Annotated in this window: 13 protein-coding genes; 8 read left to right on the top strand and 5 right to left on the bottom strand. The window is 72.8% G+C overall.

The genetic code is table 11. The annotated features are described in order from the left end of the window. The first annotated feature begins 23 nt into the window (after positions 1-23). The 4 genes from ACZ7GX_RS10095 to ACZ7GX_RS10080 are packed head-to-tail and all read left to right on the top strand — an operon-like array spanning position 24 to position 4,101. Positions 24-1,394, top strand: coding sequence for an MFS transporter (locus ACZ7GX_RS10095; protein ID WP_498774897.1), 1,371 nt, complete (start codon positions 24-26; stop codon positions 1,392-1,394). Next, positions 1,394-2,581 (top strand): cysteine desulfurase family protein, encoded by a 1,188-nt coding sequence (locus ACZ7GX_RS10090; protein WP_498774895.1) that lies wholly within the window; start codon positions 1,394-1,396, stop codon positions 2,579-2,581. Before ACZ7GX_RS10095 ends, ACZ7GX_RS10090 begins: the two co-directional genes overlap by 1 nt. Before the next feature lie 5 nt (positions 2,582-2,586). Then, on the top strand, positions 2,587-3,672 hold the full coding sequence (gene mnmA, locus ACZ7GX_RS10085; RefSeq protein ID WP_498774893.1) for a tRNA 2-thiouridine(34) synthase MnmA: 1,086 nt from the start codon (positions 2,587-2,589) through the stop codon (positions 3,670-3,672). Positions 3,673-3,717: 45 nt separating this feature from the next. After that, positions 3,718-4,101 (top strand): hypothetical protein, encoded by a 384-nt coding sequence (locus tag ACZ7GX_RS10080; RefSeq protein WP_498774891.1) that lies wholly within the window; start codon positions 3,718-3,720, stop codon positions 4,099-4,101. A 285-nt stretch (positions 4,102-4,386) separates the two neighbouring features. On the opposite strand, the gene ACZ7GX_RS10075 is transcribed toward ACZ7GX_RS10080, so the two are convergent. Continuing rightward, positions 4,387-5,259 (bottom strand): serine/threonine dehydratase, encoded by an 873-nt coding sequence (locus ACZ7GX_RS10075; protein WP_498774889.1) that lies wholly within the window; start codon positions 5,257-5,259, stop codon positions 4,387-4,389. A 15-nt stretch (positions 5,260-5,274) separates the two neighbouring features. Continuing rightward, positions 5,275-5,781, bottom strand: coding sequence for a DUF6584 family protein (locus ACZ7GX_RS10070; protein ID WP_498774887.1), 507 nt, complete (start codon positions 5,779-5,781; stop codon positions 5,275-5,277). A gap of 115 nt (positions 5,782-5,896) precedes the next feature. Here ACZ7GX_RS10070 and ACZ7GX_RS10065 point away from each other — a divergent pair, with 115 nt between their 5' ends. Together ACZ7GX_RS10065 and ACZ7GX_RS10060 are read left to right on the top strand one after the other, a co-directional pair. Continuing rightward, positions 5,897-7,072 carry a hypothetical protein gene (locus tag ACZ7GX_RS10065; protein WP_498774885.1) on the top strand — a complete coding sequence of 392 codons (1,176 nt, stop codon included), beginning with the start codon at positions 5,897-5,899 and terminating at the stop codon, positions 7,070-7,072. 63 nt (positions 7,073-7,135) lie between these two features. Then, positions 7,136-7,516: a hypothetical protein gene (locus ACZ7GX_RS10060; RefSeq protein ID WP_498774883.1), complete on the top strand. Its 381-nt coding sequence runs from the start codon at positions 7,136-7,138 to the stop codon at positions 7,514-7,516. Here the strand turns inward: ACZ7GX_RS10060 and paaI are convergent. Further along, positions 7,479-7,892 carry a hydroxyphenylacetyl-CoA thioesterase PaaI gene (paaI, locus tag ACZ7GX_RS10055; RefSeq protein WP_498774881.1) on the bottom strand — a complete coding sequence of 138 codons (414 nt, stop codon included), beginning with the start codon at positions 7,890-7,892 and terminating at the stop codon, positions 7,479-7,481. The genes ACZ7GX_RS10060 and paaI overlap by 38 nt on opposite strands. 122 nt (positions 7,893-8,014) lie before the next feature. Between paaI and ACZ7GX_RS10050 the strand changes: the two genes are divergently transcribed. Beyond that, positions 8,015-9,772, top strand: a complete 1,758-nt coding sequence (locus ACZ7GX_RS10050) for a serine hydrolase (RefSeq protein ID WP_498774879.1) — start codon at positions 8,015-8,017, stop codon at positions 9,770-9,772. Positions 9,773-9,837: 65 nt separating this feature from the next. Here ACZ7GX_RS10050 and ACZ7GX_RS10045 read toward each other — a convergent pair whose 3' ends face one another. Next, complete coding sequence (locus ACZ7GX_RS10045; RefSeq protein WP_498774877.1) at positions 9,838-11,172, bottom strand: glycoside hydrolase family 18 protein; 1,335 nt, start codon at positions 11,170-11,172, stop codon at positions 9,838-9,840. 205 nt (positions 11,173-11,377) lie between these two features. On the opposite strand from ACZ7GX_RS10045, the gene ACZ7GX_RS10040 reads away from it, so the two are divergent. Continuing rightward, complete coding sequence (locus ACZ7GX_RS10040) at positions 11,378-12,388, top strand: methionine synthase (protein ID WP_498774875.1); 1,011 nt, start codon at positions 11,378-11,380, stop codon at positions 12,386-12,388. Positions 12,389-12,394: 6 nt separating this feature from the next. On the opposite strand, the gene ACZ7GX_RS10035 is transcribed toward ACZ7GX_RS10040, so the two are convergent. Then, complete coding sequence (locus tag ACZ7GX_RS10035) at positions 12,395-12,898, bottom strand: GNAT family N-acetyltransferase (protein WP_498774873.1); 504 nt, start codon at positions 12,896-12,898, stop codon at positions 12,395-12,397. Positions 12,899-12,909 lie beyond the last annotated feature (11 nt).

Genomic DNA, 12,909 nt, shown 5'->3' with positions numbered 1-12,909 from the left:
GGTGGAGGTTGAACCATTGGCCCGTGACGACGACGACCGACACCCCCGCCAAGAGCAACCTGTGGACACCTGAACGGCGGGGCCCGACGGTCGGGATCATCCTGCTCGTCACGCTGCTCGCGTTCGAGAACATGGGCGTCAGCACGGCGATGCCGCGCATGGTCGCCGACCTCGACGGCAACGACCTGTACGCGTGGCCGTTCCTGGCGTTCCTCGCCGCGAGCGTGGTGGCCACCGTCCTGTCCGGACGGCTCAGCGACCTGCGCGGGCCTCGGCCGTCGCTGCTGGTTGGCCCCGCGCTGTTCCTGGTCGGCCTGGTCGTCGCCGGCCTCGCGCAGGACATGCCGGTGCTGCTGCTGGGGCGCGTGCTGCAGGGCATCGGCGGCGGCGCGCAGGTGGTCGCGGTCTACGTCCTGATCGGCCTGGTCTACCCGGAACGGGACCGGCCGGCGGTGTTCGGCCTGCTCGCGTCGGCGTGGGTGGTGCCGTCGCTCGTGGGACCGGCGCTGTCCGGGTGGCTGACCGAGACGCTGAGCTGGCGGTGGGTGTTCCTCGGGCTGGCGCCCTTCGTGCTGATCGGCGTGCTGCTGCTGGTCCCCGTGCTGCGGAACCTGCCGCCGCACACCCCCGACGAGAACACCCGGCGCGGACTGCCCCTGGCCGCGCTCGGCGCCGGGTTCGGCGTCGCGGCGCTGAGCTGGGCGGCCCAGCACCCCACCGGCGTCAACCTGGTGATCGGCCTGGCCGGGCTGGTCGCGCTGGCGCCCGCGCTGCGCGTGCTGCTGCCCGCGGGCACGCTCACCGCGCGCCGCGGCCTGCCGGTCACGATCCTGGCCCGCGCGCTGCTGGCGGGCTCGTTCTTCGCCGCCGAGGCGTTCATCCCGCTGACGCTGACCGCCGTGCACGGCTACTCGGCCATCGCCGCCGGCATCCCGCTCACGCTCAGCGCGCTGGGCTGGTCCAGCGCCGCCTGGTGGCAGTCGCGCAAGCCGGACATCCCGCGCGAGAAGCTCGTGCGGTGGGGGTTCGTGCTCAACGCGGTGGGTATCACCGGAGTGACGCTCATCGCACCGTCGTGGGGTCCGGCGTGGGCCACCCCGGTGCTGTGGGCGGTCGCCGGAGCGGGGATGGGGCTGGCCATGTCGAGCTTGAGCGTGCTCACGCTGGGCGCGTCGTCCGAGGTCGACCGGGGGTTCAACTCCTCGGCCCTGCAGATCAGCGACATGCTCGGCTCGGCGCTGCTGGTCGGCCTCGGCGGTGTGCTGGTCACCACCTTCGCCTCGGCCGCCGCGCCCACGGCCGCCGTGGTGCCGTTCGACCTGCTGATGGCGGGCGTCGCGGTGCTCGGTGCGGTGCTCGCGGGACGTCTGGGCCGGGCTACCCTGGAAAGCTGATGGCCTACTTCGACCACGCCGCCACGACCCCCATGCTCCCCGAGGCGATCGAGGCGATGACTCGGGCGTTGTCCACCACGGGCAACGCCTCGTCGTTGCACACCTCGGGCCGGCGGGCGCGGCGGCTGGTGGAGGAGGCGCGGGAGGACATCGCGGACGCCCTGGGCGCGCGACCCTCCGAGGTGATCTTCACCAGCGGCGGCACGGAGAGCGACAACCTCGCGGTCAAGGGCGTCTACTGGGCCCGCCGCACGTCCCGGCGCCGCCGGGTGGTGGCGTCGTCGGTCGAGCACCACGCCGTGCTGGACGCCGTGCAGTGGCTGGTCGAGCACGAGGGCGCCGAGGTCACCTGGTTGGAGCCCGACGGGCTCGGCCGGATCCGGCCCGAGGCGCTGCGCGACGCGTTGGACGACGACGTCGCCCTGGTCACCGCGATGTGGGCGAACAACGAGGTCGGCACGATCAACCCGGTGCGCGAGCTGGCCGCGCTGGCCGCCGACCGCGCGGTGCCGTTCCACACCGACGCGGTGCAGGCCGTCGGCGCGGTGCCGGTGGACTTCACCGACTCGGGCGCGTCCGCGTTGACGCTGACCGGCCACAAGCTCGGCGGCCCGTACGGCGTCGGCGTGCTGCTGCTGGGGCGAGACGTGGCGACGACGCCCGTGCTGCACGGCGGCGGGCAGGAGCGGGAGGTGCGGTCCGGCACGCTGGACGTGCCGTCGATCGTGGCCCTCGCCGCGGCGGTGCGGCACGCGGTGTCCCACCAGGCCGAGGCCGCCGCCGAGCTCGCCGCGCTGCGCGACGAGCTGGTGGCGTCGGTGCGGCGCGTGGTGCCGGACGTCGAGGTGAACGGCGACCCGGTGCACCGGCTGCCCGGCAACGCGCACCTGACGTTCCCCGGCTGCGAGGGCGACAGCCTGCTGATGCTGCTGGACGCCAAGGGCGTCGAGTGCTCCACCGGCTCGGCCTGCACGGCGGGTGTGGCGCAGCCCAGCCACGTGCTGCTGGCCATGGGCGTGGACCCGGTCCTGGCCCGCGGCTCGCTGCGGTTCTCGCTGGGCCACACGTCCACGGCGGCGGACGTGCGCGAACTGGCCGAGGTGATCGGCCCGGTGGTCGACCGCGCCCGCACGGCGGGCATCGCGGGGTTGAAGAGGCTTGCGGGCAAGGCGACGGCGGAGGTGTGACGGGCATGCGGGTGCTGGCGGCGATGAGCGGCGGGGTGGACTCCGCCGTGGCTGCGGCGCGGGCGGTGGCGGCGGGGCACGAGGTGACCGGCGTGCACCTGGCGCTGTCGGCGAAGCCCGGCACGCTGCGCACCGGCGCGCGCGGCTGCTGCACCATCGAGGACGCCCGGGACGCGCGGCGCGCGGCGGACGTGCTCGGCATCCCGTTCTACGTCTGGGACTTCGCGGAGCGGTTCACCGAGGAGGTCGTGGACGAGTTCGTGGCCGAGTACGCGGCCGGCCGCACGCCCAACCCGTGCCTGCGGTGCAACGAGAAGATCAAGTTCGAGGCGCTGCTGGACAAGGCGATCGCGCTCGGCTTCGACGCGGTCGCGACCGGGCACTACGCCCGGCTGTCCACTGTGGACGGTGTGCTGGAGCTGCGCCGCTCGGCCGACGACGGCAAGGACCAGTCGTACGTGCTGGCGTCGTTGACGCACGAGCAGCTGGCGCACGCGATGTTCCCGCTGGGCGACTCGACCAAGGCGCAGGTGCGCGTCGAGGCCGCCGAGCGCGGGCTCCAGGTCGCGGAGAAGCCCGACAGCCACGACATCTGCTTCATCCCTGATGGCGACACTCAAGGGTTCCTGACCAGGAAGCTCGGCGAGCAGCCCGGCGTCCTGGTCGACGACGAGACCGGCGCGGTGCTCGGGCGGCACGTCGGCGTGCACGAGTTCACCGTCGGCCAGCGCAAGGGCCTCGGCATCGACGCGCCCGCGCCCGACGGGCGGCCCCGGTACGTGCTGTCGCTGGAGCCGGTGACCGGCACCGTGCGGGTCGGCGCGGCGGAGAAGCTCCAGGTGACGGAGATCGTCGCGCAGCGGCCCGTGACGCGGGTCACGTTCGACGGTCCGGTGGAGTGCGTGGCGCAGGTGCGGGCGCACGGCGGTCTCGCACCTGCGGTGGCCGAAGTTGTCGGTGGAGAGCTGCTGGTCCGCCTCCGCACGCCGTTGAGCGGCGTCGCCCCTGGTCAGGCGGTCGCGGTGTACCGGGAGGACGCGGCGGCGGGCGACTTGGTGCTCGCCAGCGCCACCATCAGTTCGACGCGTTGAGGTCCGGCTTGTTGTTTTGTCGGTGTCGCCTGCGACACTGCGTGCGTGCCGTATGACAACGCACGACGCCGGAGGTCGCTGGTGGACATCGGGATCCGGGTGAGGGTGCTCTCGAGCAAGCTCGACCACCCGTCCGCGCAACGTCTCGACGCGGAGCAGTTCGAACGGCTGCGCGCGGAGGTCCGCACGCTGCGCTGGGTGGTCCGGGAGCGCCTGCACCGGCCCGAGTGGGCCGACCTGATCGCCGAGGTGGAGGCCATGGTGGAACGGGTGGAAGGGCTCGACCCGGCGCTCGCGCTGGAGGTCGAGGTGCCGCCGCAGGCGGGCGGGTCGCTGGGGCGCGTGGCGCCGGACCGCGGTTCGGCCGAGCGGGGATCGGCCCAGCCGGGCGACCGGGTGCCGCTGAGCGGTCGGACGAACGCGTTGTAGGCCGCCGTGGCGCCGCTGGGGGCGCGGTAGGCGATCGGGACGAGGACGACGGGTCCGGGCGCGGTGGCGCTCGGACCACCTCGTGAGCCTCACCGCCCGCGCCGGCAGCGACCGCCGCGCCGTGCGGGCTGGAGTCGCCAGGTCGTGCCGGCGGCAATCGCCGCGCCGTGGGCTGACGCTTCCCGCGAGGTCGCGAACGGTCTGCCGCCCGCGGAGTGGCCGATCCGACCCGAGCCAGGCAATCGAGCCGCCGGCCGTGGAGCAGCGGCGATCCGACACCGCCTATCAGGCCGTCCAGTCGGTGTTCGCGCCGCACAGCACCACGCACGCCAGCTCGCCCGGCACCTGCCCGGCCAGCCACGCGGCGAACGGCACGGCCGCCGCCGGTTCCACGGCCAGCCGGAACTCCTCCCAGAGCCGGTCGCGCGCGGCCAGGATCTCGGCGTCGGGCACGAGCACCGACGTCACGGGGTGCGTGCTCAGAATCTCGAACGGGACGTCGCCGACCCGGGTGGCGCCCAGCGCCGAGGCGGCGACCGAGACCACCTCGGAGTCCACGGGCTCGCCCGCGGCCAGCGCGTGGTGCAGGGCGCAGCACCGCTCCGGCTCCACCGCGACCGTGAGGCGACCCGACGCCAGCGCCGTGCCCGCGGCCAGCCCGCCACCGCCCACGGCGACCGCGATCGCGTCCACGTCCGGCGCGTCCTCGACCACCTCGGCGGCCACCGTGCCCTGGCCCGCCACGACGATCGGGTCGTTGTAGGCCTCGACGTAGAAGCCGGGCGTCTCGCGGGCCGCCAGCACCGCCTCGGCGTACGTGTCGCCGTGCCGGATCAGCTTCGCGCCCGCCGCCTCGATCCGCCGCACCTTGCCCTCCGGCGCGCTCACCGGCACGAACACCGTGGCGTGCAGCCCGAGCAGTTGCGCGGCCTTCGCCACGCCGAGGCCGTGGTTGCCGCCGGACGCCGTGACCACCCGATCCGGTGACCCGCCGGCGAGCAGGGTGTTGAGCGCGCCGCGCAGCTTGAACGAGCCGGTGAGCTGGAGGTGCTCGAGCTTGAGCACGATCGGCCTGCCGTCGACCTCGGTGCGCCACAACGGCGTGCGGCGGGCGTGCGGGCGGATGCGGTCAGCGGCGGCGGCGACGTCGGGGGTCATGCCTCCAGCATGCGCTCATCCGGCTGACCACCTGTAGACCCACATGACCAGCGTCACCGCGCCGACCACGAAGCACAGCAGCACGATCACCAGGCCTACCAGCACCAGCACGTTCGTGCCCCAGGACGAGTCGCGGTCGTCGGCCACCGCCAGCTCGGCCCGCAACTGCTCGTTGGCCGCGGTCCGCAACGCCACCAGCCGTTCCCTGGCGGTCTCGGTCGACGCGCCGGCCTCGCCGCTGGTCCAGTTCAACGCCCGCAGCCGCGCCAACGGCGTGCGGTAGGCGCGTTCGAACGCCGCCACCTCCGCCTCGTCGCGCACCTCGGACAGGTAGCTCCACCGCCCGGCCTGCGCCGCGTCGCCGAGCAGCCTGCACACCTCGGCGAGGCGCTCGCGCAGGTCCAGCCGGTCGGGGTAGCTGGCGACGAGCCCGACCAGCCGCTGTCGCGCCCGCAGGACACTGGCCAGGTCACCGCGTTCGACCTCTGCGGCGGCCTTGCGGAGCGTCGGCTCGAGCGGCATGAGCGACATCGTCCCAGCACGGGCAACCGCGCGGTGACCTCGTCCCGGCATCGGGAGTCGAATCCGCACGACCGAGTGCCTCTGGGGAGGGCGCCGGGCGCTCTAGGATTTCCGGGTGATCGCGGTATCGGTGGTGACGTTCGGCCTGGCCTGGTGGCTGGGGCTGTACCTGCTCGTGCGCGATCCCCGCAAGCGGCTGCTCCAGCGTGCCTCGATCGGGTTGCTCGCCTACGCGCTGGTGATCGTCCTCCCGCTGCCGACGATGGCGATGGCGGTGCCGGCGGTGGCGTGGACCGGGGTCGTCGTGTGCTGGCTGCCGGTGCGCTACGACCGCTGGTGGCGGTACAGCGCGCTGCCGTTGCTGGTGGCGGCCTACTTCGCGCCGGTGGTGGTGCTGATCCCGTTGGCCGCGGCCCTGGTGCTGTGCCTGCGGGTGCGGCGGGCGTTGCTGGGGGCGGCGACGATCCTGTTCGGGCTCAGCTGCGCGTTGTTGCTGGTGGACGTGCTGCCTCCGCCGCTGGTGATCGCGTCGGCCGGGTTCGACCTGCTGGTGTTCGGCGTGATCGTGGCGGTGGCGGACGCGTTCGACGAGGGTGAGGCGATCCGCGCGGACATGGTGCGCTCGCTGCTCACGTCGGCGGGGCTGGCGGCGGTGTTCGGCGGGCAGGTGGCGTTGTTCCTGGACGACCGGCTGGTGCCGCTGCTGTTCGGCACGGTCGCCGCCGCGATCGCGGTGCAGGTGCTGGCCAACCCGCTGGCGTTGCTGGTGGACCGGGTCGCGGTGCCCGAGGTGGCCGCCTCGCGCGCGGAGCTGCGCGACGCCGCCGAGTCGTTGCCCCGGCGCGCCCCGCTCGACCCGACCGAATTCGTGAAGCTGACCAGGCGTGCGTTGAGCAATTACGGCGACCTCGGGAAGTTGGTCGCGAGCCCGTTGACGGAATTGCCGGTGATCGACGCCCGGCTCGCCGCGCGGGGTGCATCGGACCAACCGCTGGAACGCGCGGCCGAGCTGAAGTCGTTGTTGCTGGAGAGCATCTGCCGGCTCAAACCGCGCGACGGCGAGTTCGGCACCAGCGACGAATGGCGGCACTACAACGCGCTGTACTTCTACTACGTGGTCGGCATCCGCCCGTACAGCAGGCGCACCAAGCGCGAGGGCCTCGACCCGGAGGCGCGGCGGGCGCTGGCGTGGTTCGTCAACCAGGTGCCGGAGCGGACGCTGCACAACTGGCAGAACGCGGGGGCGAAGTTGGTGGCCGAGGACTTGTCCGCCCAGGTCGAGGCGTCCTGACTGGCAGGCGTTGGCAGTGTTCGGCGTACCGCCGGCAGTGCCGCCGACCCTAACTTCCGAGCCATGACGACGACTCAGGTCCGCAACGACAACCTCCTCCGCTTCGCCCTCAAGCTCGACGGTGTCGCCTCGGGCGGGCTCGGCTTGATCGCACTGGTGTTCAACGACCTGCACACGGGATTGCCGAACGGGCTCGTGATCGGGCTCAGCGTTTTCCTGCTCGCCTACGGCGTCGGTGTTTTCCTCTTGGGCATGCGCCCCATCCGCCCGCTGGTCGCGGTGGTGATCATCGGCAATTCGGTGTGGGTGCTGGACAGCTTCCTGACCGCTTTCGCGGGCTGGTTCCCCGTGACCGGGCTGGGCGTTTTCCTGATCGTCGCCCAAGCGGTCGCCGTGATGGGCTTCATCACCCTCCAGGTGCTGGGTCTGCGCCGTTCGGCCTGAGCGTCCGGCTCCGGCCGCGGAACTCCGCCACCACCTCGTCGCCCCGGCGCACGGTGATGTCGTAGATCCCGCTCCGCCCGAACCGGACCCGCTCCACGGCCTCGGCCACCAGTTCGTCCCCCTGGTGGACGGGGGCGATGAAGTCGATCTCCGCCTGCGCCGCCACGGTCACCGAGCCGTGGCGGTTGCACGCGCAGGCGAAGGCGGTGTCGGCGAGCAGGAACACGTAGCCGCCGTGGCCGATCCCGTGCCCGTTGACCATCCGGTCGGTGACGGTCATGGCCAGCGTGGCCGTGCCGTCACCGAGTTCGAGCGCCCTGATGCCGAGCGCGGTCGACGCGGCGTCGTTGGCGAGCATCTCCGCTGGTCCGTTCATCCCTGCACTGTAAAGCGGCGGTGTCAGCGGTCGTGTCAGCCCGGTGACCGCCCGGTGTCAGGACGGCGGGCGATCGTGGTTCCCGTCAGCAGGTCAGCCCGAACGAACACCCGGAGAGCACGATGCAGACGTTCGACACCCCCGCCCCGATCGCCACCGTCCTGGACATCCCCGCCGGGCGCGTCCAGCTCATCGCCGCCGACCGGGTCGACACCACCGTCGAGGTGCTGCCGGCGGACGCCGCGAAGCGCCGCGACGTGAAGGCGGCGGAGCAGACGACCGTCACCTACGGCGACGGCGTGCTGCGGATCGAGACGCCGACGGGCAACCAGGTCCTCGGCCCGTCCGGTTCGGTCGCGGTGACGGTCCGGCTGCCCGCCGGCTCGCGGGTCGAGGCGAAGGCCGCCGCCGCGGAGTTCCGGGGCGTGGGACGGCTCGGCGACGTCGCGTTCGACGGCGCGCACGGCGTGATCACGCTCGACGAGGCCGACAGCGTCCACCTGACCGCCCACGCCGGTGACGTCTCGGTCGGCCGCTTGGGCGGCCCGGCCGTGATCAGCACCCAGAAGGGCGACATCCGCATCGCCGAGGCCGTGCGCGGCACCGTGACGCTGTCCACCCAGGCGGGCGGGATCTCGATCGGCGCCGCGCACGGCGTCTCGGCCACCCTGGACGCCGGCACGTCCTACGGCCGGATCCACAACGCGCTCGTGAACACCGGTGGCTCCGCCGACCGGCTCGACATCCGCGCCACCACGTCCTACGGCGACATCACCGCCCACAGCCTGCCTGGCGACCAGCGGCCGGACCGGCCGGACTTGCAGCAGGCCGCGCAGGCGGTCGTCGACGCGGGTTTCGCCGGAGTGGAACTGCGCGTGCACGACGAGCAGGGTGACTGGGTCGGTCGCGCCGGGGTGAGCGAGCTGGGTGGGACCGCCGAGCCGCCCGCCGACGGGCAGGTGTGGGCGGGCAGCGTCAGCAAGCCGTTCACCGCGACCGTGGTGCTGCAACTCGTGGCCGAGGGCAGGATCGGGCTGGACAGCCCGGTCGCCGACCGCCTGCCCGAGCTCGGGCTGGACGAGCGGATCACGGTGCGGATGCTGCTGCGGCACACCAGCGGCCTGTACAACTACACCGGCGACGTCGAGCCGGACGGGACGTTCGCGATGGGGCTGCCCTCGACCGGCAAGGCGTGGGTGGACAACCGGTTCCACTCCTACCGGCCCGAGGAACTGGTGCGGTTCGCGTTGGCCAAGCCGGCGCGCTTCGAGCCGGGGACGGACCAGAGCTACGCCAACACCAACTACACGCTGGCCCTGCTGCTGATCGAGAAGCTCACCGGCCGCTCCTACGCCGAGGAGGTGCGGCAGCGGATCATCGAGCCGCTCGGCCTGACGGGCACCGTGGTGTCGACCGACTCACCGGACCTCCCCGGCCCGCACCCCCGCGGCTACTACCGCTACCAGGACGCCGGCGAGTGGAAGGTGGTCGACGTCAGCCGCCAGAACCCGTCCCTGCTGGCCGGCGCCGGCGACCTGATCTCGACCGCCAAGGACCTGGCCAAGTTCATCTCCGCCCTGCTGCGCGGCGAGCTCCTCCCGGCCCCTCTCCTGGCCGAGATGACCACCCCGCACGGCAAGCTGAACCTCGGCCTGGGCCTCTGGATCCAAGACCTCGGCCCGCACGGCACCATCGTCCACCACAACGGCGGCGCCCCGGGCGGCTACGGCGCCCTGATGATCAGCACCCCCGACGGCCACAAGACCCTGACCGCATCCGTGACCACCGGCGACATCGACCCGGCCGGCGTGTTCCCCACGGCGTTGGACGGCCTCATCAAGGCGGTGTTCTGCACCGAGCAGCCTCAGCCAACCGCCTGACCCCTCAACCCCGACCCGGCCGCGCCGAGCTCCCACTGAGCCCGGCGCGGCCGTTCACGTGCGGGTCAGGCGGTGAAGCCCTTGAAGATGTTCGTGAACTCGTACTGGGTCTGGCTGATGCTGCTGCACGTCGGCGAGATGCCGCCGCCCGGGCAGCCGCCGTTGTCCCGGCCCACCGACCAGAAGCCCAGCAGGCCGATGCGGTTCGTGTTGGCCCACGCCACCAGCTTCCGCGCGTGCGCCTGGGTGAAGACCTTGCCGTTGAAGTTGCGGCCGATCATCGGGGTCACGCCGAGCAGCCGCTTCAGCTCCGCGTCCGACTTGGCGGGCCAGATCTGCTTCAGCTGCCGCAGGCTGCTCTCGGCGGCGGCGATGACGGCGTCGCCCCAGTCGGCGCGGGAGGAGCCGAACTCCATGGTCATGGGGTTGACGAGGACGGTCAGGCCCTTGGCGGCCGCGTTCTGCAGGATCTGCACCGAGTACGGGTCCATGCCGTAGTCGTCGCCCTGCACGCGCATCGTGTAGCTGATCGACGTGCCGCGCTCGGTCTGCAGGCGCTTCAAGGCGGTGTTCACCAGGTCGTGCGGGATGGTGGCCTCGACGTCGACGTCCAGGTGGTTGCTGCCGACCGCGTCGAGCACCTTCTTGTACGCCGCCAACAACGCGTCCGCGGTGGAGCACGAGTACTCCAGGTACGGCCCGGCGGCGCCTCCGGTCGCCACGATCACGTCACCGCCCATGGCCTTCAGCGCACGCACGTCGTTGACGATCCGGCTGTCGTGCAACGGGATCGTGCCGCCCCACGACGGGTTGCAGCCGCTGCTGTCCGCGAGCGCGAAGGCGAGCGTGAACACCTTCTGGCCGGTGGCGCGGGCGACCGACTCCAGCGACGGCGTCGGCATGGTGATGTCCACGTACGGCGCGGACTTCAGGCTGCCGGGGAGAGGTGGTTGGTCCGAAGTAGTGGTCGTCGTCGTAGTTGTGGTGGTAGTCGTGGTGCCGCCGGTGCAGGGTTGGCCGTTGAGCTTGCAGTTGGCGGGCAGGCCCGTGCCGTTCACCAGGAACCCGAACGACGTGGACGCGCCCGCCGCGAGCCCGCCGTTGTACTCACGGTTGGTGAACGTGTGGTGCGAGCCGCTGCTGGTCAGCGTCGCGTCCCAGTACGAGCCGGGCGAACTGCCCGCCGGCAGGTCGAACTCGACCTTCCACCCGGACACCGCGCTCGACCCCGCGGTGACGGTGAACTTGCCCTGGTAGCCCGAACTCCACGTGGAGTCCTGGGTGAACACGGCCGTCGGGGTCGGCGCCGCGCCCGCGGGGGCGGCGAGCAGCAGACCGGCGGTGACGGCGGCGGTGGCGCCTGCCGCGAGTGCGGCCAGGCTCGTGCGCTTGAGGGACATGGGCACCTACTCCCGTGCAGGGGGGACGGGGTGGGAGTGGTGCGGGAGCGCGGGGCGCGGCACGCCCCCACACCACGTCGTGGCGGTGCCCGCGAACACCGTCGGCACCGACAAGGTGACCGTAGGTGGACTGGACCACCTCGTCAATGGGTCTAGACCTTTTCGGTCACGAACGGCCGACCGCCCGTAGTGGGAGACTGTCCGGGTGGATGCCCTCCCTTGGTCCGCCGGCGCCGCGACCGGCGTCGGCTCGCTACCCGGAACCGACCCGCTGGAGGCCGCCAGGATCGTTCTCGGCGAACTCCCCGACCTCCCTCACCTGCCCGAACTCCCCGCCCGGGGCGTCGGGGCGGACATGATCGGCCGCGCCGCCGCGCTCCTGGTCGACCTGCCGGTCGAGGTGGTCCCGTCCGGCTGGCGGACCGCCGCGCACGCCGGCAAGGACCACCGGCGCGCGGTCGACCTGCTGCGCCGCGACCTGGACGCGTTCGAGGAGGCCGCCGAGCCCGCGCCGCCGTCGGTCGTCAAGGTGCAGTCCGCCGGACCGTGGACGCTCGCCGCGAGCGTCGAGCTGCCGCGCGGCCACCGGGTGCTGACCGACCGGGGCGCGCTGCGCGAGCACGCCGAGTCGCTGGTCGAAGGCCTCAACCGGCACGTCGCCGAGGTCGCCAAGCGCACCGGCGCGAAGGTCGTCGTGCAGCTGGACGAACCGGCGCTGCCCGCCGTGCTCAAGGGCCTGCTGCCGACGCCGTCCAAGCTCGGCACCGTCGCCGCCGTCCCCGAGCCGGACGCCCGGGCCCTGCTCCAGACCGTGATCGACGGCCTCGACGCGGACGTGATCGTGCACTGCTGCGCCCCGGCCCCGCCAGTGACGCTGATCCGGCAGGCGGGCGCGCGGGCGGTCTCGTTCGACGTCACGATCCTCGACGACACGATGTGGGACGAGCTCGGCGAGGCGTGGGAGGAGAAGACCCAGCTGTTCCTGGGCCTGGCCCCGAGCACCGACCCGACCGCCCCGAGGACGCTGAGGTCGCTGGCCCAGCCCGCGTTGGACCTGGTGGACCGGCTCGGTTTCCCGCGGTCGATCCTGGGCACGCACGCGGTGCCGACGCCGACGTGCGGCATGGCGGGCGCGAGCGCGAAGTGGGTGCGACGGGCGTTGGCGCTGACGCGTGACGTGGGCAAGGCGTTCGTGGAGCCGCCCGAGGACTGGTGACCCCGCCTACAGGTCGCTGAACGGCGCGGCGTAGGTGAAAGGCCCGGTGAGGGCCGGCGTGTAGGCGGACAGGGCCCTGGCCTGGAAGTACGGGGCCCAGTCCGGGTCCGGCGGCGTGATGCCGTAGGTCGACGCCAGCGCAAAACCGAAGCGGGAGTAGTAGGCCGGGTCGCCCAGGAGGATCACCAACGGCTCGTCGAGGGCGTCGGCGGCGCCCAGGACGGTGTGCATCAGGGCCTTGCCGACGCCGGAGCGCTGGTGGGCGGGCAGCACGCTCAGCGGGCCGAGGCCCAGCGCGGGAGCTCCGCCCACGGACCCGCGCGTGCACACGACGTGACCGACCACGGCGCCGTCCACCTCGGCGACCAGGGACAGGGCCGGGATCCAGCCGGGGTCCGCCCGCAGCGCCGCGACCAGCCCCACCTCACCGCCCGGTCGCGCCGCGAACGCGGCCTCCGTCACGTCGTGGACGGCCTGGATGTCGGCGGTGGTCTCGCGTCGGATCAGCACGACACAGCACC

The organism is Actinosynnema sp. NPDC037264 (assembly GCF_055603705.1).
Note: the sequence above shows the minus strand (reverse complement) of the source record. Positions and strands in the feature narration are given on the sequence as shown.